Origin of the sequence: Nocardia sp. NPDC059229 (genome assembly GCF_042754165.1) — a bacterium.
GTDB lineage: Bacteria > Actinomycetota > Actinomycetes > Mycobacteriales > Mycobacteriaceae > Nocardia.
Genome location: NZ_JBHZAK010000031.1, coordinates 37,709 through 59,511, shown reverse-complemented (window position 1 = coordinate 59,511; position 21,803 = coordinate 37,709). Strand labels below are relative to the sequence as shown.

The 21,803-nt window shown below is 65.8% G+C and carries 14 protein-coding genes and 1 pseudogene; 10 read left to right on the top strand and 5 right to left on the bottom strand.

The genetic code is table 11. From position 1 onward, the window contains the following. The first annotated feature begins 5 nt into the window (after positions 1-5). The 5 genes from ACFXHE_RS40095 to ACFXHE_RS40075 all read left to right on the top strand — a co-directional run bounded on the left by ACFXHE_RS40095 (position 6) and on the right by ACFXHE_RS40075 (position 11,576). Positions 6-5,984, top strand: coding sequence for an amino acid adenylation domain-containing protein (locus tag ACFXHE_RS40095; protein ID WP_379390340.1), 5,979 nt, complete (start codon positions 6-8; stop codon positions 5,982-5,984). Positions 5,985-6,312: 328 nt separating this feature from the next. Next, on the top strand, positions 6,313-7,470 hold the full coding sequence (locus tag ACFXHE_RS40090; RefSeq protein ID WP_379390338.1) for a hypothetical protein: 1,158 nt from the start codon (positions 6,313-6,315) through the stop codon (positions 7,468-7,470). Continuing rightward, positions 7,467-8,516 carry a hypothetical protein gene (locus ACFXHE_RS40085; RefSeq protein WP_379390336.1) on the top strand — a complete coding sequence of 350 codons (1,050 nt, stop codon included), beginning with the start codon at positions 7,467-7,469 and terminating at the stop codon, positions 8,514-8,516. The genes ACFXHE_RS40090 and ACFXHE_RS40085 overlap by 4 nt, the downstream gene beginning before the upstream one ends. A 238-nt stretch (positions 8,517-8,754) precedes the next feature. Beyond that, positions 8,755-9,252, top strand: a complete 498-nt coding sequence (locus ACFXHE_RS40080; RefSeq protein WP_379390334.1) for a DUF6301 family protein — start codon at positions 8,755-8,757, stop codon at positions 9,250-9,252. A gap of 218 nt (positions 9,253-9,470) precedes the next feature. Further along, a complete protein-coding gene (locus tag ACFXHE_RS40075) occupies positions 9,471-11,576 on the top strand; it encodes a glycoside hydrolase family 172 protein (protein ID WP_379390332.1) in 2,106 nt (701 codons plus the stop codon). 698 nt (positions 11,577-12,274) lie between these two features. Here the strand turns inward: ACFXHE_RS40075 and ACFXHE_RS40070 are convergent. Next, positions 12,275-12,372 (bottom strand): annotated as a pseudogene (locus ACFXHE_RS40070) (recombinase family protein); the annotation flags it as partial. 182 nt (positions 12,373-12,554) lie between these two features. Between ACFXHE_RS40070 and ACFXHE_RS40065 the strand changes: the two are divergent. After that, a complete protein-coding gene (locus tag ACFXHE_RS40065; RefSeq protein ID WP_379390330.1) occupies positions 12,555-13,952 on the top strand; it encodes a hypothetical protein in 1,398 nt (465 codons plus the stop codon). Positions 13,953-14,013: 61 nt separating this feature from the next. Here ACFXHE_RS40065 and ACFXHE_RS40060 read toward each other — a convergent pair whose 3' ends face one another. Both ACFXHE_RS40060 and ACFXHE_RS40055 read right to left on the bottom strand, forming a co-directional pair. Then, the gene (locus ACFXHE_RS40060; RefSeq protein WP_379390328.1) at positions 14,014-15,672 is read right to left on the bottom strand and encodes a hypothetical protein; all 1,659 of its coding nucleotides are present in this window, start codon (positions 15,670-15,672) and stop codon (positions 14,014-14,016) included. Then, positions 15,669-15,989 (bottom strand): hypothetical protein, encoded by a 321-nt coding sequence (locus ACFXHE_RS40055; protein ID WP_379390326.1) that lies wholly within the window; start codon positions 15,987-15,989, stop codon positions 15,669-15,671. Before ACFXHE_RS40055 ends, ACFXHE_RS40060 begins: the two co-directional genes overlap by 4 nt. Positions 15,990-16,452: 463 nt before the next feature. Between ACFXHE_RS40055 and ACFXHE_RS40050 the strand changes: the two genes are divergently transcribed. After that, entirely contained in the window at positions 16,453-16,761 is a 309-nt protein-coding gene (locus tag ACFXHE_RS40050; protein WP_379390324.1) for a putative quinol monooxygenase, read from the top strand. A gap of 3 nt (positions 16,762-16,764) precedes the next feature. Here the strand turns inward: ACFXHE_RS40050 and ACFXHE_RS40045 are convergent, their stop codons facing one another. Further along, positions 16,765-17,676 carry a hypothetical protein gene (locus tag ACFXHE_RS40045; RefSeq protein WP_379390322.1) on the bottom strand — a complete coding sequence of 304 codons (912 nt, stop codon included), beginning with the start codon at positions 17,674-17,676 and terminating at the stop codon, positions 16,765-16,767. Positions 17,677-17,812: 136 nt separating this feature from the next. Between ACFXHE_RS40045 and ACFXHE_RS40040 the strand changes: the two genes are divergently transcribed. Next, complete coding sequence (locus tag ACFXHE_RS40040) at positions 17,813-18,436, top strand: group II intron maturase-specific domain-containing protein (RefSeq protein WP_379390320.1); 624 nt, start codon at positions 17,813-17,815, stop codon at positions 18,434-18,436. 405 nt (positions 18,437-18,841) lie between these two features. Beyond that, positions 18,842-19,021 carry a hypothetical protein gene (locus tag ACFXHE_RS40035; RefSeq protein ID WP_379390318.1) on the top strand — a complete coding sequence of 60 codons (180 nt, stop codon included), beginning with the start codon at positions 18,842-18,844 and terminating at the stop codon, positions 19,019-19,021. A gap of 459 nt (positions 19,022-19,480) precedes the next feature. On the opposite strand, the gene ACFXHE_RS40030 is transcribed toward ACFXHE_RS40035, so the two are convergent. Further along, a complete protein-coding gene (locus tag ACFXHE_RS40030; RefSeq protein ID WP_379390316.1) occupies positions 19,481-20,518 on the bottom strand; it encodes a polyprenyl synthetase family protein in 1,038 nt (345 codons plus the stop codon). A 252-nt stretch (positions 20,519-20,770) separates the two neighbouring features. On the opposite strand from ACFXHE_RS40030, the gene ACFXHE_RS40025 reads away from it, so the two are divergent. Next, positions 20,771-21,802, top strand: coding sequence for a hypothetical protein (locus tag ACFXHE_RS40025; RefSeq protein ID WP_379390314.1), 1,032 nt, complete (start codon positions 20,771-20,773; stop codon positions 21,800-21,802). Position 21,803 lies beyond the last annotated feature (1 nt).

The following is a 21,803-nucleotide window of genomic DNA, read 5'->3' as shown; positions in this document are numbered from 1 at the left end:
TCGGTATGTTCGTCAACACCCTGGTGCTGCGCACCGAGGTGAACGGACAGGCCGGCTTCACCGAGCTGCTGGCCAAGGCCAAGGACGGCGACCTGGCGGCGTTCGCGCACGCGGATATTCCGTTCGAGCGGCTGGTCGAGCTGCTCAACCCGGAGCGGTCCACCGCGCGGCATCCGCTGTTCCAGGTGGCGCTGTCGTTCGAGAACCTGCCCGACAGCTCCTTCGAGCTGCCCGCGCTGCGGGCCGAGGCGGTCGAGTTCGAGAACGAGGTCGCCAAGTTCGATCTGCAGCTCACGCTGACCGAGGCCCCGGCCGACGACCGTATCTCTGATGCGCATGGCACAGGCGCGGGCATGTACGCCGAATTCGGTTATGCCCGTGACCTGTTTGATCAGAGCACGGTGGAGGGTTTCGCGGATCGGTTCCTGCGACTGCTCGGCGAGATCGTCTCCGCGCCGCGCACCGCGGTCGGCGACCTGTCGATCCTGTCCACCGACGAGCGCGCCGAAGTGCTGTCTCGCACTGGTGGCGCGGGCATCTCATCACGCGTATTGCCGGATCTGCTGGCTGAGGCTGTGGCTCGCCAACCGTTCGGTGAGGCTGTGGTGTTCGAGGGGCGGTCGCTGGGGTACGCCGAGCTGGATGCGGCCTCCTCGCGTCTGGCGCGAATGCTCATCGAGCGCGGCGCGGGTCCGGAAGTCGGTGTTGCCGTGGCCATTCGACGTTCGTTGGAGTCGGTGCTGGCATTGTGGGCCGTCGCCAAGACGGGTGCGGTGTTCGTGCCGGTCGATCCGTCCTACCCGGCCGACCGCATCGAGCACATGGTCGCTGACTCCGGTGTGGCGTTGGGCTTGACCCTGGACGCCGAGCTGGAGGGTCTGCCGCCGATCGCCGGGTTAGCGGGGTGGATCTCGCTCGACGATCCGATGGTGCAGGCCGAGATCGCCTCCTACACTGCCGAACCGGTCACGGATATGGATCGGCGTATTCCGCTGCGGCCTGAGCATCCGGCCTATATCACTTACACTTCTGGGTCCACGGGTGTGCCCAAGGGCGTGGTGGTCACCCATGCCGGTCTGGCCAACTACAGCCAGGCACAGCTCGACCGGTACCGGCTCGACTCGACTTCGCGCACTTTGCATTTCGCGTCGCCGAGTTTCGATGCCGCGATCATGGAGCTGTTGCTCGCGGTGGGCTCCGCGGCCACGATGGTAGTGGTCCGGTCCGGCGTCTTCGGTGGCGAGGAACTGGCCGAGGTGATTCGGACCGAGCGTGTCACGCACGCCTTCGTCACCACGGCGGCCGTGGCGACCATGGATCCGACCGGACTCGACAGCCTCGAGGTACTGGCGGCGGGCGGCGAGGCCATGCCCAACGATATGGTCGCGCGCTGGGCTATTCCGTTGGCGGATGGTGGCACTCGCTCGTTCCACAATGTGTACGGCCCCACCGAGACCACCATCGTCACCGCGATGAGCCACCCGCTCGTGGCCGGTGATCGGCTGGTCATCGGTGGGCCCATTCGTGGGGTGCGGGCGTTGGTGCTCGATGGCCGGTTGCGGCCGGTGCCGGACGGCGTCGTGGGCGAGCTGTACCTCGACAGCGTCCAACTGGCCCGGGGTTACCATGAGCGACCGGGCTTGACCGCCGAACGTTTTGTGGCCAACCCGTACCAGCCGGGTGCGCGGTTGTACCGCACTGGCGACATGGTGCGCTGGTGTGTCGATGGCGAGGGCAGCCCGGCCCTCGAATATGTGGGCCGTAATGACTTCCAAGTGAAGATTCGGGGCTTCCGCATCGAACTCGGTGAGATCGATGCGGCCCTGACCTCACACGACACCGTCGACTTCGCGGTCACGCTCGGCCACAAGACCGAGAGCGGTGCGACGATGTTGGCGTCCTACGTGTTGCCGGTCTCTGGACGTAGCATCGACCTGACCGAGCTCACCGAGTATCTGGCTGAGCGGCTGCCCGGGTATATGGTGCCGGCGGCGATCACGGTGCTGGACAAGATCCCGCTGACCCCGGTCGGCAAGCTGGATCGCCGGGCGCTGCCCGAACCTGTACTGCGGCAACGCGAATATCGTGAGCCGGTCAGCGACCTGGAGGCACAGCTGGCCGAGGTGTTTGCCGAGGTGCTTCAGGTGCCCCGGGTAGGCGTGGACGATTCGTTCTTCGCGCTCGGCGGTGACTCCATCGTGTCGATCCAGCTGGTCTCGCGGGCCAAGGCGCGCGGCATCGTGTTCAGCCCGCGTGACGTGTTCGAGCGACGGACCGTGGCGGGGTTGGCCGAGGTGGCCCGACTGGGTGGTGTCGACCATTCGATGATGCTGGCGGAATTGCCGGGTGGCGGTGTCGGCGACATTCCGTTGACGCCGATCATGCACGCGATTCTGTCGAGCGGGTCGTCCTACGAACGGTTCTCGCAGTCCATACCCGTTCGGTTGCCGGACGGGATCACGCGTGACGTGTTGGTCGGGGCGATCTCGGCGCTGTTCGATCACCACGATGTGCTGCGGTCGCGTCTGCGCGGGAACGCTGCGGAGGGCTTCGAATACGAGGCGCTGCCGCAGGGTGCGGTCGATGTCGACGCGCTGGTGCATCGGGTCGAGCTGGCCGGGGACGTCTCCGACGAGGAGCTGACCCGGGTCGGCAGCATCGAATTCGATGCCGCGCTCGGACGACTGGATCCGGCGAATGCCGCCATGGTGCAGTTCGTGTGGTTCGCTTTCGCCCCCGAGGGTTCCGACGAGGCGCGCGTGCGTCGTGATGTGCTGTTGATCGTCGCGCACCACATGGTGGTCGACGGCGTGTCGTGGCGCATCCTGATTCCGGATCTGGGTCTGGCCTGGTCGCAGGTGGCGTTCGAGCAGCCGATCGCGTTGCCCGAGACCGGCACCTCGATGCGGCGCTGGGCGCATGCCCTGGTCGAGGAGTCGCGCAACGAGGCGCGGATCGCGGAACTGCCGTTCTGGCAGCGGGTCACCGAGACTGCGGATCCGTTGGTCGGGTCGCGGGCGTTCGATCCGAAGGTCGACACGTTCTCCACGTTGGAGCGGATCGAGGTCAGTGTCCCGGCGTCGGTCACCGATGCCGTGCTCACCGCGGTCCCGGGCTTGTTCCGAGGCGGGGTGAACGATGGTCTGCTCTCGGCGCTGGCCCTGGCGGTCGCGCGCTGGCGCGGACAGACCGCGGGCGGTTCGGCGTTGATCAAGCTCGAAGGCCACGGCCGCGAAGAGGAAATCGTTGCGGGCGCGGATCTTTCGCGCACGGTCGGCTGGTTCACCGCCGCGTTCCCGGTGCGGCTGGACCTGCCCGGTGTGGACCTGGAGGAGGCGTTCGCGGGCGGAAACGCGCTGGGCGAGGTCGTGAAATCGGTCAAGGAACAGCTGCTGGCGCTGCCCGACAAGGGTGTGGGCTGGGGTCTGCTGCGCTACCTCAACCCCGAAACCGCCTCGCAGCTGCGCGATGTCGGCCAGATCAGCTTCAACTACCTGGGTCGGATGTCCGCGGGTGAGGTGCCCGAGGGCATGGCCGAGCTTGGCTGGGTGCCGGTCGAGGATCTGGGCCGCCTCGACGGCGACATGGACGCCGACATGCCGGCCAACGCCTCCCTCGACATCAATGCCATCGTCACCGATGGTGAGGACGGCCCGCGGCTGGGTGCGGCGTTCTCCTTCCCGCGCGGGCTGCTCGAGGCCGAACGGGTCCAGGAGTTCGCGGATCTGTTCGTGGCGGCGCTGACCGCGCTGGCCGAACACGCCAAGCGGCCCGACGCGGGTGGTTTCACGCCGTCGGACCTGGCGCTGGTGAAGGTCACGCAGTCCGATATCGAGGTGTGGGAGAAGGCGTATCCGGCGCTGTCGGATGTGTGGCCGCTCTCGCCGCTGCAGTCGGGTCTGCTGTTCCACGCGATGCTCACCCAGAACACGGTGGACGTCTACACCATTCAGACCGTGCTCGATCTGAGCGGTGTGGTGGACGTGGATCGGCTGAAGGTGGCCGCGCAGGCCATCCTGGACCGGTACCCGAGCCTGCGGACCGCGTTCGTCACCGACTCCGAGGGTCAGGCCCACCAGGTGGTGCTGGACCGGGTCGAGGTGCCGTTCCAGGTTGTCGACCTGACGGATCTGCCGGAGGCCGAACGCAATCCGCGGATGCGGGAGATGATCGAGGCCGATCGGGCCGCGCACTTCGACCTGTCCGCGGCGCCGCTCATGCGGTTCAACGTGTTCCGGATCAGCGACGACCTGGTGCATCTGATCATCACCACCCACCACATCCTGGTGGACGGCTGGTCCATGCCGCTGCTCATGCAGGACCTGCTGGTGCTGTACGCGGTGCGAGGGGATCAGTCGGTGCTGCCGCGGGTGCCCTCGTTCCGGAACTACCTGGCCTGGCTGGCCGGACGCAACCGCGACGAATCCCTCGAAGCGTGGAAGCACGCATTGGCCGGCATCGACGTGCCCACCCAGCTCGCGTCGGCCATAGCCGGGGAAGAAGACTACGAGATCGGCCGTCACACTCTGGAAATCGACGCCGATCGCACTCGCGCGCTCACCAAGCGTGCCGGGGAGCTCAACGTCACGCTGAATACGCTGATCCAGACTTCCTGGGCGGTGCTGATCGGCCGCCTCACCGGGCGCAGCGATGTGGTGTTCGGCGCGACCGTGTCCGGCCGTCCGGGCGACCTGCCGGGCGTGGAATCGATGGTGGGTCTGTTCATCAACACGGTGCCGGTGTGCATCCGCGTCGACGACCGCCTAACCATCGGCGGACTATTGCAGCGCGTCCAGCACGACCAGGCCGACCTGCTCGAGCACCACCACATCGGGCTCACCGAGATCCAGCAATTGGCCGGCGCTGGAGCCGAATTCGACACCATGATGGCGTTCGAGTCCTACCCGGTCGACAAGGACGCCATCGCCGAGGCCAGCTCCATCGACGGCATGTCGGTGAGCGGCGTGGGCATCAACGACAACACCCACTACCCGATGTCGCTGGTGATCATGGCCGGTGAGGCCATCGAGATCGGGATGCGCTACCTGACCAGCCGCTTCACCGCCGGCGACGTCGCGATCCTGGCGGCCCGCTTCGACCGGATCCTGGAGGGGCTGCTGGGCGATTCGGAGGGTCTGGTCGGCGACATCGATATCCTCGATGCCGCCGAACGCGCCCGCATCCTCGCCGACAGATCGGGCCCACCGGCGGATTCGGGTGTGGAATCGGTGCGGATCGGCACTGCCACGGTGGAGAAAACGCTGGCTGCCGTCGTCGAAGAGGACCCCCAGGCCCCCGCCCTCCTCTCCGACGGCCAGGAAATCGCCTACCATGTCCTGGACCGCCGCAGCTCCCAGCTGGCACGCCTGCTCATCGACCGCGGCGCGGGCCCCGGCGACATCGTCGCCGTCGCCCTCCCGCACACCGTCGACGCCGTCGTCGCCGTCTGGGCCATCCACAAGGCCGGAGCCGCCGTCCTGTTCGCCAACGGCCTGTCCTTCGGCGACATCCTCGCCGCCGGAACGACTTTCGGCATCACTCAGGAACCGGTCGCAGAACCCGTGCACTGGCTGGCGCTCGCAGACCCCCGAGTCCAGTCCGAGGTCGCTGACCGGTCTCCCCACCGGGTCTCCTACACCGACCGAGTCCGCCCGCTATCCGAAACCGACCCGGCTTTCATCTATTGCGACGGTACAGGTGAGTGGGTCGCGCTGACTCAGGCCGAGGCTCTTGCTCGTGCATCCGACCTGAGTACCGACAACGATATCGACTACCTGTCGGCCACTTTCACGACCGCCACCACCGGCCTGCCCGCCATTGATGAGTTCCTTGCCTCCGCGACTGTCGGCGCTCTTTCGGTCCTCCCGACCGGTGAGGTCGCTTCTGATCTGAAGGGCGGCGAGGTAACCCACTGGTTCGCGACGTCCACAGACCCGACCGAAGTGGCAGACGATAACACCCACATCATCACCGCCGCCTCATGACTGCGGGCTGTCGTGCGACGTTTCAGAGGTTGGACGAAGAGACGATCCTGGTGCGCGGAACGGGTTGTCGAACAGGCAGATTCAGCGCAAGTACGGGGTGGGCTTTCGGACGGTCGAGCACTGCCGCCCGGATCGACGCCTCCGCCACCGCCGCCGGTCGTGGCCGATCAGTGTCGAGTGGTCACCCGGTGCCGGTCTGTGCGACCTCCCGGACGGTGTCGGCCGGGCCCGCTAGGCTGCGGAGCGGGGTTGGCCGACCGGCGGCCTCAGGCTGCCCGGCGAGTGGATGGCTCCTTCGGCCGGGTATGACAGCGAAGGGGCCGCGGCCGTGACTGTCGATCTCTTGGGAGAGGTTCCCGGGACTCGGCGAAGCTATGACTCCGCCTGGCGCCGCTTCGAAACCTGGTGTGCCGCAGAGGGTTACCACTCCTTCCCGGCCTTTCCGGACACTGTCGCGCGCTATGTGGGGGAGGCGGCCCGGAAGACCACCGACGGGCGGTATCGCTACAAATCCACCACATTCGGGGTCTGGCTCGCCGCGATAGGTGACCGGCACCTGCGACAGCGACTGCCCAATCCGTGCACCGATCCGCTCGTGACCGCGCTGATGGCCGAGATTCGTGAACGTCGCGCCGCCGACGGCGAGTCGGCGCGCTCGACGCCGCCGTTGCTGGCCGCCGAACTGCGCGCGGTCGTGACCAGTATCGATGAGGGCGCGCACGGTTGGGTCGCGCAGGTCGCCGCACGACGCGATATCGCGTTGCTGGTGCTGGGTTTCAGCGGTGCGCTGCGGACCGGTGAGTTGGCTCGCCTCGAGGTGCGCGATGTCACCACGGCCGAGCGGCTCGACGAGCAATGGCTGGCGGTGCGGCTGTGCAAGCCGGGGGCGGGCAGGGGTGACCCCGACTTCGTGTATCTGCCCCGGGGAAACACGTCGGCGCGGTGGTGTCCGTGGTGTGCCTACCTGCGGTGGCTGGCGGTGATCGCCTCCTACGATATGGCCGTCGACCGAGTGGTCAAGCGCGAGAAGGAACGCGAGTGCGACGGGGCGGTGGTGGACTGGACCACGGTGGCGGTGACGGCAGCCGATTCCGGGGCACTGGCGGTAACGCGCCTGGTCCGCGGCGGCCCGGCTGCACCGCACGAGCATGTGTGCCATGGCCCCTGGCCCCGCGTACCGCAGACCACAGCCCCGCTGTTTCGATCGCTGCGCAATGGCACCCCTCGCGAGAAGCAGGCGCTGACAGGAGGATCCATCTCCCGGATGCTCAAACGCCGTGCGACCCAAGCCGGGCTGGACACCGCCACGGTGGCGTCGTTGAGCGCGCGGGCGATCCGGGCCGGGGCCGCGACCGAGGCGTTCGCCCGGGGCGCGAGCCTGGATGAGGTGATGGCGCTGACCCGGCACAAGTCGGCGGACGCTGTGCGCCGCTACGACCGAGCCTCGTCCGCCGCGACCACCGCGGCCGCATTGTTGCGGCTGTGACGCCGCCGTTCGAGCTCGAACCGGTTGTGCCGCCGGATGATCGGTGTCCGCAGCCGGACCTGCCCGCGCGCTACCAGCGTAGCTGGGCGCTGTTCGCGCGCTGGTGCGCGGCCGCCGATCAGGTCGTGCTGCCCGCTACGGCGTTGACCGTGGCGGCCTTCCTCGACGATCATCCCGGCACTGTGGCCACGCATCGCACCCGGCTGTCCGCGATCAACCGCGCCCACCTCGCGGCGGGCTTCGCTGCGCCCGGTCGTGCCGCGGCCTTGCGCGATGCACTCAGCGCGCATCGGGCGCACCGGCGGAAGCAGACCGCGAATCGGGTGAAATCCGTAGTGCCCCAACTGCCTATCTGGGGCTGGACTTGTGGCCTGTTCGGCCGCCGCAACGCTGCGCTGCTCGTGCTGGCCGCCTCCGGTATGACCTACCCGCAGATCGCGGGACTGACCCAGCGCGAGGTGTGCTTCGGCACGGGAGACGCGATCATCGCCGGGGGCCTGTCCACCCTCGTGTCGACCGGCGACCCCGCCTCTTGCCCGGTCTCGGTCCTGCGCCGCTGGGTGGAGGTGTTGCGTTTCGCGCCCCGGCCAGCGGGTCACGGCATGCTCGAACATCATCTGAGAAATCGCAGCCTCCCGCAGGACGACCTCGACCCCGCCCACACCGACCTTCCGCTGTTCACCAGCTTCGATCGACGGGGATACACCCCGATGCACGACCACATCCCGGTATGGTTGCAGCCCCTGTCGGCCACCTCGATCGCCACCATCGTCACCGCGCATCTGCGTGACCCGTTGCCGACCTACCGTCTGTACCCCGCGGTCACGGCAGCCTTACCGGATTCGCCCACTCCCGCCCTCGTCGAGCCGTTCGAACTCGCCGATACCTATGACGCCGGGATCGCCGCCCGTCACCGAGATCATCAGCGGCTCAACGCCTTGGACGACTTATGGGACGACTTCGACAGCCAAGCCGACGAGGTGGCACGGATGCTCGCGCGGGCGCTGGCGATCGCTGACGACGCCCTCTCCGACACCGGGCACTGACCGCGATGCTCGGCAGCGTGCCGAGATCATCTGTTCCTGCTCGGCAGCCCGTTGCCGCAGACCAAGACCGGCTCGATGGCAAACCACCGGTCGAGTACGAAGCTGACTACTATGCACTCCACGCCGAATGGTGGGCGCTTTCTTGCCGTCTGTCAAAGCCTGCCAGGTCGATGTCAGCTCGAACCTGCAAGGTTGATCTCTTCGATCCCCGTCCATTACCGAAGGCATTGACCAACCTATGTACACCGATGTGAACACCGCGGTTCAAATCGCCCATCATGCAGCCGAATTCGCCTGGACATGGAGTGTCGCCGACCTCACTACCTTCGGCTCGGCCATAGGACTACACCTCAACCGTCTTACCCGAAACAGCGCCACGTTCACCACCGACCACTCCAACGGTCGCACCGACGCCGACGCTTACATCACCACCGACGGCACCCCCGAGCTGCAACGAATCTCCTACTTCACCACCGACATCACCGACCCCGCCCACGCCGCCTGCTTGGTCGGCGTCTACACCGAACTCTCCTGCCGAATTACGAGGGACCTCGGAGCGCCCACTCGCCGAGAAGCACAACCCAATTCGTACCTGCGCTGGGACCTACCCAACGTCATCCTCATCCTCACCGCCGGCGACCTCTCCATCGACATGGACATTCTCAACCCCAATTACAGAACTTGGCTCCGCAACCTCGACCTGGATACGTTCCGACCCGAGACCGAAGTTCCCTGAATCGCGAGCGACCCGGGTGCCGGTGCAGTTCGCCGGCACCCGCTGCCACCGGTTTGCCAGGCGCATCCTCATGATCCTCGGATCATGAGGAGCATCGCCGACATCCAGGGGGCGGCTTCCCGGCGGTGGCGGTATCGCACGGGACAGTCCCGCTGGCCGAGCCGGAAGATCTCGATCACGTTCATGTGATCGAGGAGGTGGCGGAGATTTTTGCAGTGATGTCGAGGCGGAGCCGGTGGGGACGTGTGCTAGCCGGGTTTGCCGCTGCGGGGGCGATCGTGCTGTTGGCTGGTTGCACCAGTGGACCGGGTGCGGCTGTGCGGAAAGCAGCACACCCTATGGAAACCCAAGTGCCGCTGACCGGTTGGGACACCTACCGCCGACTGGATCGATTGCCGTATCTCCAGGACGGCTCCCGGACGCTCGAGTTCTCCAGTTTCGATCGCTCGGGCGGCACCTACGAGGCGTACACCGGAAACGACAATGGCAGCGGAGGGTGTCTCAGCGCGGGCGGCGAGGGATGCGTGATTGCCCAGGACGCGGGGGCTGGTGAGATTTCCTCGGTCTGGTTCACCAACGACGTGAATGGCGTCCGCGGTGATGTCTCGGCCATGGGGAACATCCAGATCGAGCTCGACGGCCAGACCGTGCTGAACGCTCCGCTGCAGTCGGTGGTGAACGGCAGTCTCGGCGCACCCTACGTGTTCCCACTGGTCGCGAATGCCCAGCAGGCAGGCGGCGGGGTGTATATCAAGGTGCCGATGGCCTACCGCGACTCGATGCGCATCAGTGTCCATGCGAAGCTGAAGTACTACCACGTCTACTATCGCCATTTCCCGGATGTGGGCGGGGTGCGGGCCTTCGATCCGTCCGACCACGCCGACGATGTGGTGGCGGCCCTCCAGTCGGCCGGAACCCGCGACCCCAAACCCCTACTCGCGGGAACCCATGACGAGACGCACACCCTCGACATCCCGCCCGGCGCGCCGGTCCAGATCGCGACAGCGACCGGGTCAGGCAGTATCGCGGCGCTGCGATTGCGTCTTCCGGTCGACACCGAGGAAGCCAGATCCGGGTTACGGCTGCGGATATCCTTCGACGGGCACCAGACCGTCGATACGCCGGTGGGTGGATTCTTCGGCTCCGGGCTGGGCACGGACCCTGTGCGGTCGTTGCTGTTCGCCGGTGACCCGAACGGCTGGATGTCGAGTTGGTGGCCCATGCCGTACGGGCACGATTTACTCGTCAGCTTGGTCAACACCACGATGAATCCGATCGCCGGAGTCCAGACCGACGTCGCGTACGCTCCGGATCCGCAGTGGGCCAAGGCGCTGGACAATCGCGGTGCCGGCTATTTCACCGCTGTTTCCAACTCCGCGCCGACCACCTCCGGCCAGGATTGGATATTCGCCGACCAGCCCGGACAGGGCAAGATCGTCGGTGTCAACGCGACCATGCGCGGCACCCGCACACCGACCTCGTTCTCGCCCGCGGCCCCGACTTTTCTCGAAGGCGCCGAGCGTGTCTACGTGGACGGGTTGCGCTCGCCGCAGCTGTATGGCACTGGAACCGAGGATTTCTACGAAGGTGGCTGGTATTTCCTGGGGCATATCGAGTGGTCGCCCGACATCAAAGCAGAACCCGACCAATTCCCGGTCGGCGGAACGAACTACAGCGCGCCGTTCACCGGTATGCCGGCCCACGACGGGACCGGTCCCGGTTGCGCGGACTACTGCCTTTCCACCTACCGGGTCATGCTGGCCGACGCCATCGGTTACCGGTCGGGGATTCGGTTCGGCATGGAACACGGTAAGCGGGACCTCATCGATGCCGACTACAGCTCCACCACCTTCCTGTACACCCAACTCGATGCCGTGATGAGCAACAGCGACAGCCTCGACCTCGCCGACTCGGCCAGTCGTAGCCGGCACGCCTACTCCGCCCCTGACAGCACCCCGTATCACCTGGTCAGCCAGTACGAAGGAACCCACGACGCGGTCGCGGTGCCCGGCACGGTCGACGTGGGAAGCGGCCGGATCACCTTCCGGCTGCAGATACATCCCGACAACCACGGAGTTCTACTGCGCCGAATCTCGGACCAGATCGCCGGCAACCAATCGGCCCAGGTATTCGTCGACGACAAACCCACCGGCACCTGGCTGCAGGCCCGCAGCAACAATATCCACCGTTGGCTGGAGGACGCCTACCCACTGCCGGGATCGGAAACCGCGGGCAAATCCGAGATCACGGTGACGCTTTCCCCCACACCCGGTGCAGCGCCCTGGACAGCCAGCCAATACTCGGCCGACTCATCGGCAGGATGAGGCTCCGCCGACGGCCTCACCGCCAACAGGTGCTCACACACCCGCTCACCACGTGCTCGCGCTGGGTGACATTCTTCGACCGGCCATGAAACGGTCCCATCGGTGTCATTCGTGCTGCATTCCCGAAACCCCCGCGACTCCCGGATCTGAGCCCGATGCCCTATGCCGGTTCGCCCGGTCGTAGTACGCGATATCCGTCCGCTCCACACCGACCTGGCTTGCGATGTAATCGAATGCCGCGTCAGGGATTTCGGCTCGTCCGCGGGGAAACCGTCCCCGTTCGGTATAGAACCGCGGCACCAGCCCGAATCCGAGCTACGCCGCTTCGGTAAACACTTCGCCGGTGCGGTCCGGGGATAGTGGCGCAACCGGCCGAAATCCGGCGCTAACGCAGTGATGCCCGGGACGCCAGGCCCAGGACATCGCGAAAATGGTTGTGGCTGTTGTTATTTCTTGTTCGACCCGCCGGTATTGGTCGCGGCCACCGACTGGGCCCGACTGGCGAACCCTGATGTCGCCGCGGCGCTGCTGGGGTTGCGGGCCCCTGCGCTCTGGATCGCGGAGGCCCTGCCGACGGCCATCTCTTGCCGCCGCTGGCGTGACCGCCGTCCCTGCCGCTGGACTTCGACATCGCTACCTCCTTCGACTTCACGCCCCCTCCAAGATCAGGATCCCGCTGTGCCCGCAGCCGGGGAAGCTGTGTAACCCGTGACCAGGCGCCGAAATCGTCGAGGTTGCGGGCGAGGCGATCCATGGAATGGACGAGGACGGTGTCGCCGTCGCGGACGAAGGAGAGAGTAGTTCGATCAACCCCATCGGAAGCCAAGCACCAATCACGTTGCCCCGCAGCCCGAACCAGTACCCCGACATCACCGCTGGTCAAGCCATAGTCGTTGTTTTTCGCACGAAACTACCGGGAACCAATAATGCTGCCCACCACTGGGAATCGACGGTATGGCAGGTAGAAACACTGCGGTGATGCGTTTGCGAACGACGACGGCCGCCGACTCCGGGCACGCCGAATTCACGGTGATCGTGCGAGAGCCGGTGCCCGACCCCGCCATGGTGCGGGCCATCCTGGATCTGTTGCGCGACACGGTTCTCGGTGGCCAGTGGATCGAACCGCGGCAGGTGGTTCGTATCGGCGGTCGGCTGTTGCGGGTCATCGCGCGCGAGGATGGCACGCTCGGGCTCGAGGAGGAGGTCACGCCCGAGGTGTGGTCGGAACAGGTCGACGAGACCATCACCGATCTGCATTATCAGCAGACCGTGTGCGCCAGACTCGAACTGGAGATGTCCGACGGCGGTGTCGCCGGACCGGATCTAGTGCCACTGCGTCCGTGCGCGCGTACCGCGGGCAAACTCGGGTTCCGCCGGAATGTGGGCACTCCAGAACCGGGCATGTCGGGCTGGTTCCTGATCTGCCTGGACGAGCACGACCATGAGCCCGTGGGCTTCTCGACGCTCGGACAGGTGCTGGCGGAGTTGCCGTATCTGCGGCAGTTCCTGGCGCTGCCGCCGGACACCACCGTGATCATGGAACCGTCGGTCATGCTGGCGGGCGGCAGCGTCCTCGCCACTGTGTCGCGCCACGGTGCGGACATCACTCACGGCGGCATCTGGTTCGGGCCGCGATGGGCACCGCCATCCATTGCGCGGGCGCGGTACGGGCTCGGGAGTTTCGGAGATGGGCTGACCCGCACGATGATCGGTGAGCAGCTGGGCCTGCCCGATGTGGTTGCCCGGGTCGCTCTGACCTCGGCGGCGGAATCCGGGCCGTGGTGGGTGGCGTGGGTGCTCGACGACATCCAGGACGCCATCGCCGCCGGCACCCGATTCACCGCCGGGCAGACCGTGCGGTCCGGCTGGCGCACGCTGCGGCTGGTCGAGAGGCCCGATGGGCTGCTGGGCCTCGAGGAACGCGTCACCGGCGACCGTTGGGTAGAACAGGTCGACCATACGCTGCGCGAGTCGTGGACACAGCGGCAGGTGGTCGGTGGACTGGGCTTGGAGGCCAGCATTGGCTTTCCCGCTGACACCCAGTTGGCCGCCGTCGCCGACTGCGTGGATGAGACGGTGTCCGCGCTGACGCTCTCGCGCGATTCGCTCGGCGACTCGATGCACTCGGGTTGGACGGTGACCTGCGCACGTTCGCATGCGCACGGCGTTCGACGGACCCGCACCCTGTGGGAACTGGCCGAGTCACTGCCCTTCGTCACCGCGTTCCTGGCCCTGCCCGCACCGATATCGGTGCGCATCGACACCTCACGCGGCACCGACACGACCGCCATCCGCGCGCGAGTCCTGTTGTGGGACAGGGAACTTCTGCCCGAACCTGGTTCCTACACCGCCGAACTCCTGGGTACCGAGGCCTGATCGGGAGCGTAACGGGGTGCGAGGTCCAGATCCGCGAAAAGTCACGCTAACTCGTCGCCAATTAGGTCGACGCGGCCTCAGAGCCGTCCGCACTGGGCGACGGATTGCTGTGCTGGGTTACAGAACCGCGCGAGGTACTGCGGGGCGACTGGCTGGATACCGCGCCCCGGGATGACCAGGGGTGCTTCTTCTGCTGGTTGGACTGCCCCTGCTGCGGTAAGACTTCGGCTCCGCTCGGCACGGGGACCTTCCGGTGTACCGGGTTGGAACGCTGCACCTTCGGCGGCGAGACGACTGGTGGTGGTGTCCCATCGTCCAAGTCAGGTGTTTCCTTCGGCTCCTCGACCGGATTATGGGTGGCGGGTTTGTGGGTGGCGGGCTTGTGGGTGGCGGGTTTGTGGGCAGCGGGTTTATGGGCGGCGGGTTTATGGGCGGTCGCCGGCTTATGTGCCGTGGACCCGGAGTGCTGCGGCGGTGTGTGGTGTGCCGGCTTCTGCTGTTCGGGCGGCTTGCCGGGCGGGGTTGCCGGGGCATTCGGGTCGTGCTCGGTGGGCAGCGGCAGGCCCGCAGTCAGATGCCGGACGGAGTGCTCGTAGCTCGTCACGGCGCCGGTCACTGTGGCCAGTACGTTGTCGAGCCGGTCGTAGATGTAGTTCCGGGTCTCCTTCGTCAGCGGTGGCCACGTGCCGTCGTCTTTGCGTCCGGACCGTGGGCCGATCTGCTCGAGCTCTCCCTTGAGAGTATCGACCGCATTCCTGATGGTTTTGAACTGTGCGGTCTTCTCAAGGCCCGCCGCATGGGCGGCGTCCTGGTATTTCTTGTCGATTTTCTCCCAGTCCGCTGCCTGCCCCCATTTCGACGAGAGATCCTGCTGGTAGCTGGTCAGCGCGGCTCCGGATAGACCCTGAGCTGCCCCTGCTTCGAATTCGGCCCGAAGATCCGCCTCGCTCTTGGCCTTCAGCGTGTTCTTGACGAAGGGAACGACGATGGGCTTGTCGCCACCCATCATGTCCACCAGAGTCTGCAGATGCCAGGAGGTTTCGTAGATGGATGCCCTGAGTGGATCGTCCGGTTTGAGGTTCACCGGCACCGGCAGAATCGTGTCCCAGTCGCCGGTGTGATCGTGATTGGATGCGCCTCCCGGGTGAAAGTGATGGGATGCGTCTTCCGGTTGAGCGAGGCCGCCGTTTATGGTCAGAGGGCCGAGATCGATGGACCCGACCTGCGTGCCACTACTCGGGTTCGTGTTGTCCCAAAACAGCAGCCGGCCGTCGTCGCTGAGCTGTACTGAGCGAGGGCGCCGATCCTCGGTGAGTAACTCACCTTTGGCGCCGTTGTTGTCACCGCTCCAGTTCGAGCCCGCCGCCCAGACCGCGTTCTTGGCGTTGGCATCCGCGGCACTGGGGTAAACAACCAGGTTCCCGTCCTGCTGGAACCGAAGTACCGGGCGGGCGTTCGGGTTCGCGGGGTCGGGTGTGACCCTCTTCGCGGACAGCGAGGAGGCGCTACCGTCCGGCCCGGCGATGACCACCTGGCCGTTGTGCTCGAAGGTCAGCCGGTAGAGGCCGTTCTTCGACACCAGCGAATCGCCGGGGTACAGGTCGGCGGCGTCGTCGGTATTGGTCAGTGTGTCGCCAGAATTGGGGGAATAGATGTCCTCATCCGGGACCGTGGGAGGAGGTTGCTGCCCGGCGCCGCCACCGGCCGCCGCGCCGCTCATGCTTCCGCCGCGCCGGAGGCACGCACCTGATCGGCGCCAGCATCGTCCGTACGGATGAAGTCGTCGGCCGCCGCGTAACAGTTGTCGCCGGAATCGACATACCCGTCCGCCAGCCCGTGTATTCCGGGGTGACGGACATCGACCCAGTACTGCTGCATACGGTCGCTCAGGGCCTGGCCGGCCGCACCCATTGCCTCCTTATTATGGTCGAGCTGGGTCGGCGGCTCTGCCCAGTCACGCAGGCCGGCCGCATGGTTGTGATTGTGGCCTCCCATCCTTCGCCACCAGTCGGGGTCGGCATTCATCGATTCGGTCATAGGTGCCTCCTACGGTCCGAGAAGTGTTCGACGTCAAGAAGTTCGAGCTCTTCCGTTCCGAACCGAAAAAACGATATGGCAGGTGACGAGCATCGACCTCACCACATCTGGGAAGCCGGAGCCGGAGCCATAGAACGGTGCAGCCGCACGGAGGACCTTGGTGCCGGAGGGTTGGCTCAAAAAATATAGGTCCGGCCCGGTGCGATACCGGGCCGGACCTATATCTATGGGTGGAGCTGCCGGGAATCGAACCCGGATCAGGGCACAGGACAAGGGACAGAATGCGTTTCTACCTGCCAATTAAGGTCTCAGCGATTCCCGCTGAATCTCGGTGTCTCCCGCCCAATTGTGGGCAGAATGTGGGCAGAGGGGTACCCGAATTCAGGTACCCCTGACTTGTCTCGGATACGGTTGCTCTACCCTCGACGGACTCCGCCGGGGCCGATACTGAAGGGGCTCAGCCATGTTCGCTCTCGTCGTCCGCTTCAACTTCGCCGATGCCGCCGCGGTCGACGGCTTCGATGCCCTGGTGGCCGAGACCGTCGAGCAGATCCGCGAGAGGGAGCCGGGCACGCTGGTGTACGCGACGCACGCCGTCGAGGGTGAGCCGCTCGCGCGGGTCTTCTACGAGGTCTATGCGTCACGTGATGCATTCGACGCGCACGAGCAACAGCCGCATACTCTGCGGTTTCTGGCCGAGCGAGAGAAGTTCGTCGACTCCTACCGCGTCGAGTTCCTCACCCCCGCCGCCGCGAAGGGCCTGCCCGCCTGAGGCTTACAAGGCGTGGGTGATGCCGCACCACGAAGCGAACCCGCTCACCGTGTCCGTGCGCCGCGCCTCGGCGCGCGCCAGGGCCCGAACCGTTTCGTGCACCATCGGGTTGTAGCGGGTCTGCGCGGGCGCAATCGTGCGAGCCGTCAGCAGCGCATCGAACGCGCCGGACCTGTTGCCGTGCAGCAGATACGCGCGTGACACGTCGATAAAGTGCATACCGACACGTTCCTTCGGTGTCCCGGCCGGAATCACCAGCGCCGCGGCACGGTCCAGCGCCCCCGCGGCGTCGAGGCCCTCGACAGCGAGCGCGACCGACCAGATACCGACATTCGTCGTGCCGAAGCTGAGCACCAAGTCCCGCCGATCACCACCGATCCGGCCGGCAGTCTCCCGCGCCTCGGCCAGGTGCGCGTCCGCGAGCTGACGCCGACCCGACCGGGCAGCAGCGAGCCCGGATTGCAGATGCAGGCCACCCCAAGCGATCAGGTCGGTTCGATGCCCAGCGCTCAGCCGGGACTCGATATCGCTGCGGCACGTCTCCAGGTAGCGAAGTGCCGCGTTCCAGTCGCCGCCGCTGGTCAAGATGGCAGCGCGTTGGAACTGTCCGGCCGCGATCCACACCGGGTCACCCGATTCCGCTGCAGCCCACGCCATCCGCTCCACGGCCAACGTCGCCAGATCCGCGAATCCCAGTTTGTGGGCCAGCGAATGCGCCGAGTAGTACAGCTCGCACAGCATCACGAGCGCCTCGGCACGCTCGGCGCCGGACCTGCGGTGCACCGCGGCGCGCAACTCCGGCAGCAGCGTGGGCAGCTGCTCGCCGAGCCGATGGAAACTCGCGTTGCGTCGGCCGCGGCACACCTCGGCAACGTCACTCTCGAGCTCCGGGCTCGGGCGCACAGTGGTGACCATCTCGGCCGGGTCCAAGTCATAGGCGGCGAGCTCGCACCGAATCGCGCGGATATGCTCCCTGTCTCCGGGATGGAGCCAAGGGGCCAGGTCATCCGTGGCTGGTACTTGTTCGATCAACGCCGCTGCAGGCTGCGGCGTGGGCGCGGGTGCTGGTTCGGGAATTCCGGCAGTCGAGTTCGAGCGCTATGCCGATGACGCGGTCGTGCACTGCATCACCGAGCGGCAGGCCCTCCAGGTTCTGGCGGCCTTGCAGGAGCGGATGGCCGAGGTCGGACGTGCTCTGCATCCGGCCAAGACCAAGATCGTGTACTGCCGAGACGCGAACCGGCGCCAGCCATATGGCGTCACGCAGTTCACGTTTCTGGGGTTGACGTTAAGGTCCCGCACGGCGCGGACCAGGAACGGCGGCACTTTCGTGTCGTTCCAGCCCGCGATCAGCCAGGAAGCCTTGAAGAAGATCGGTGCCGAGGTTCGCTCGTGGCGGCTTCATCACCGGACCGGCTCGACCTTCGCCCAACTGGCCAGAGCGATCAATCCGATCGTGACCGGCTGGATGCGATATTACGGAGCGTTCTATCCCTCCGCGCTGCATCCCCTCCTGACGCGCATCAACTCCTACCTGGTGCGCTGGATCCGCTGCAAATATCGGCGGCTGAAACCGGTGAAGAAAGCCCGCCGCGCCTACAAAAACGCGGTCCGGAAATACCCTGCCATGTTCCGGCACTGGCAGTGGACACCGCACGCTTGGCGAACAGGATGACAAGAGCCGGGTAACGGGAGACTGTTACGCCCGGATCTGTGGGAGCCCAGGGGTGAGATTCCCCTGGGCCACCCGACTCGGCGCGGTCACCATCGGTGCTGGTCAGGCGAAACTTCGTTGTTTTTCGCGCGGATGCTACGACCGCCGTCGATCTTGCATCATATGCAAGATCTCTCCATCCGGCGAAAGCCAGCCTGCGGAAGCTCTACCGCAGATAAATTCCGAGTCGACGCAGGTCAGGAAGCTCGTGACCGCAGATTGCCCCTGGTGGTGCATCTTTGCGAGATCCGGCGCGAATACGCCGAGCGGCACCGAATCCACAGGTCACCGACTACACGGGTTACACAGCCGCAAGCACGGTGGGATCGTGATCTTGGAGGGGGCACGAAGTCGAAGGAGGTAGCGATGTCGAATTCCAGCGGCAAAGGCGGCAGCGGCAAGATAGCCGCCAGCAGGGCCTCCGCGATCCAGAGCGCCGGTGCCCGCAACTCGAGCAGTCGCACGGCCGCAACACGGTTCGCCAGTCGAGCTCAATCCGCAGGCGCGACCAATGCGAACAGCGGCGGCAGCTCCGGCAAGAAATAGCAACCGCCACAACCGATCTCGTGGCGCTCTGGGCACTCCGCCTGGGGCATCACTGCGTTAGCGCCGGATTCCGGCCGGTTGCGCCACTACCCCCGGTCCGCGAGCAGGTGCCCGCCCTGGCTCCGCTGAACCTGAGCCGGCACGGCAGCCCGGGCAGCCTTGGCAAATCTGGCCAATTACGTTTCGTTGATTACGTGTGCATCGCGACAAAACTAACGTAACTAAAAGCGTGAATGGAGGGGGTGAGGCTCGGGGTTCTGACTACCGATAACTGAACCTTATCGGAGGTCAGGACTGTCCGATGGTCGGCCGCCCTGCTTCGAAGAGCAAGTGCCACAGGCAAGTTCGGAATAGGGGAGCGACGACTGGTCGACGGAGAGTCCTCTACCTCATGTGTCACGTGATGAATTGAGTTGCAAGGGAGGTTTCCCCTCGAAACGTCGGCGTCGGCGGGCAGCGTTACCGATTGCGGTGCGCAACAAGCTGTGCCAGCGCGACCAAGTCTGGAGTATGCAGATCTGCCGGTAGTGCCGCGAGTGCCGTTGTGATGCGGGCCTGGGCTTGGTCGCCGGCTCTCTGTATGCCTCCTGCCGCAACTACCAGCTCGATGGCCGCGGCGACCTCGGTGGGTGGTATTGCCTGTGTGGACAAGTAGAGCTCGGCGAGCGAGCGGGCAGCAGCGGTATCGGATTCCAGGGCTGCCACGATCGGGAGAGTTCGTTTGCGCCGCAACAGGTCTCGTCCTGCCGGCTTGCCGGTGGTCGCTGGATCACCACACAGCCCCATGATGTCGTCGACGAATTGAAATGCCAGCCCGAGTTCGTTGCCGAAGGTTTCCATGTCGGCGACAGCATCCTCTGTTGCGCCGGCGCACAATGCGCCCAGTGCTGCGGCGCAACCCATGAGTGCACCGGTCTTCCCGGCGGCCATCGCGATGTACTCGTTCATCTCGACCTGTGTGCGGGTCTCGAAGAGGCAGTCCTGCTGCTGTCCGCGGCATACCTCGACCCCGGCTGCTGCCAGCCGGGCTGCGGCGGCCGCCGAGACCGTCGCGGGCATGTCGGTGGACACCATTCGAAATGCCAAGCTCTGCAACACGTCACCCAGAAGAATCGCGCCGCCTACATCCCACACCGCCCATACCGTGGGCCGTCCGCGCCGGAAATGGTCGCCATCCATGACGTCGTCATGAATCAGCGTGAAGTTGTGCATCAACTCGACGGCCGCTGCGGCACGACAGCCCTGCTCGAGGCTGCCGTACGCTGCCGCGACGCTGAGGGTCAGTGCTGCTCTGAGTGCTTTTCCGGAATCGGCGTCGGTCGGTACGCCGTGGACATCCCACCAACCGAAGTGGTATCCGGCCATACGGCGTAGCGGATCCTGGAGGGAGTCAACGGCTTCCCGTAGCAGCGGGGTACACAGTTGGCGGGCTCGGGTCAGCACCGTGTGCGCGCGTTGCAAATCCTCGGACGGGCCGACGTTCCTGGTTGTCGTCACATCGTCTCCGTTCGTCGTGGACCCATCGGGGCGAGGCTAGTTCGGAGATCGATCGGCCCCACCGATCTTGGTTGCCCTCGAAATCGGCCGCGCTCGTGGGCATGGTCCAGGGCGCTTGCGTGAGCCCACCGTCGACCGCGGCGGTAGGTACAAAATTCACTGGGGCTGAGCCCCCTCGTCGTGTTGGTTGCGCCCCTCTCGGGAGGTCCTACTCTGCGCCGCAGTGTGTCGAATCAGATCGAGGAGAGCGACGTGAGCGTCGATGCGCACGATGGCCGTGTTGTCCACCCTTTCGAGATGCGGTGCAGCCCGGACCTGGAACGTTCCCTGGCCCACACCATCGACTGGCACCAGGGATATGGACTCGTCTCTGCCACGGATGCCGCCTACCCGTTGGACCGATTCGTGCGTATCGAGACGACGCGCCTGGTCGCACAGGGATGGCCGTACGCGCGTGGGGAGGATTTGGACCTGCTAGCCGATTTCATGGGTATGGCCGCGATCACCGATGAGCCGTTCGACGGGCCGCTAGGGCGGGATCCGATCGAGACGGCACGGGTCGTCGGCCAGGCTGCGGGAGTGTTTCACACGGAGGAACGGACCGGCCTTCCCCCGTATCTGGCTGCGCTCGCGGACATCTGGGATCGCAGCAGAGCCGGGATGTCACGATCGTGGTGTGAGCGAGCCGCATACAACTACGACCGATGGTTGTATGCGCACGTACACGAGGCGCGTGGCCGGGTGCGGGGCACGCCCGAGAGCGTCGAGGATTATCTGGTGATCCGCCGCGGCAGCGGCGGCATGGGCATCGTCTTCGATCTCATGGAACGCGTGGGACATTTCGAGGTACCCCCGGCCGCATTCCACAGCCCGGAGATCCGGCTCATGCGCAGCCTGACCGAGGACATCTCACTGCTCACCAACGATCTGATATCGGTGCCGAAAGAGGAGATGGTCGGCGATATCGATAACCTCGTGCTGGTGCGCCAACAAGAACTCGGCTGCACCCGCGACGAGGCCATGCGCACGGTCGCTTCCCACACCGAGGATCTCATCGAGCAGTTCCTCGCCCGGGAAACCCAACTGCCGCAGATGTGCGAGGAGATCGGACTGAGCGCCGATCAACGTTCAGCGGTCATGCAGTACGCGCGAGCCATGCGGCTGTGGATGGGCGGCGCCATCGAGTGGTATTACACGAGCTTCCGCTACAGCATCGAATACGCCCGTACACAGGCCGAGACCGCCAATGGGCACATGGCTTGGCATCTGAGCGAGTTGAACTGAG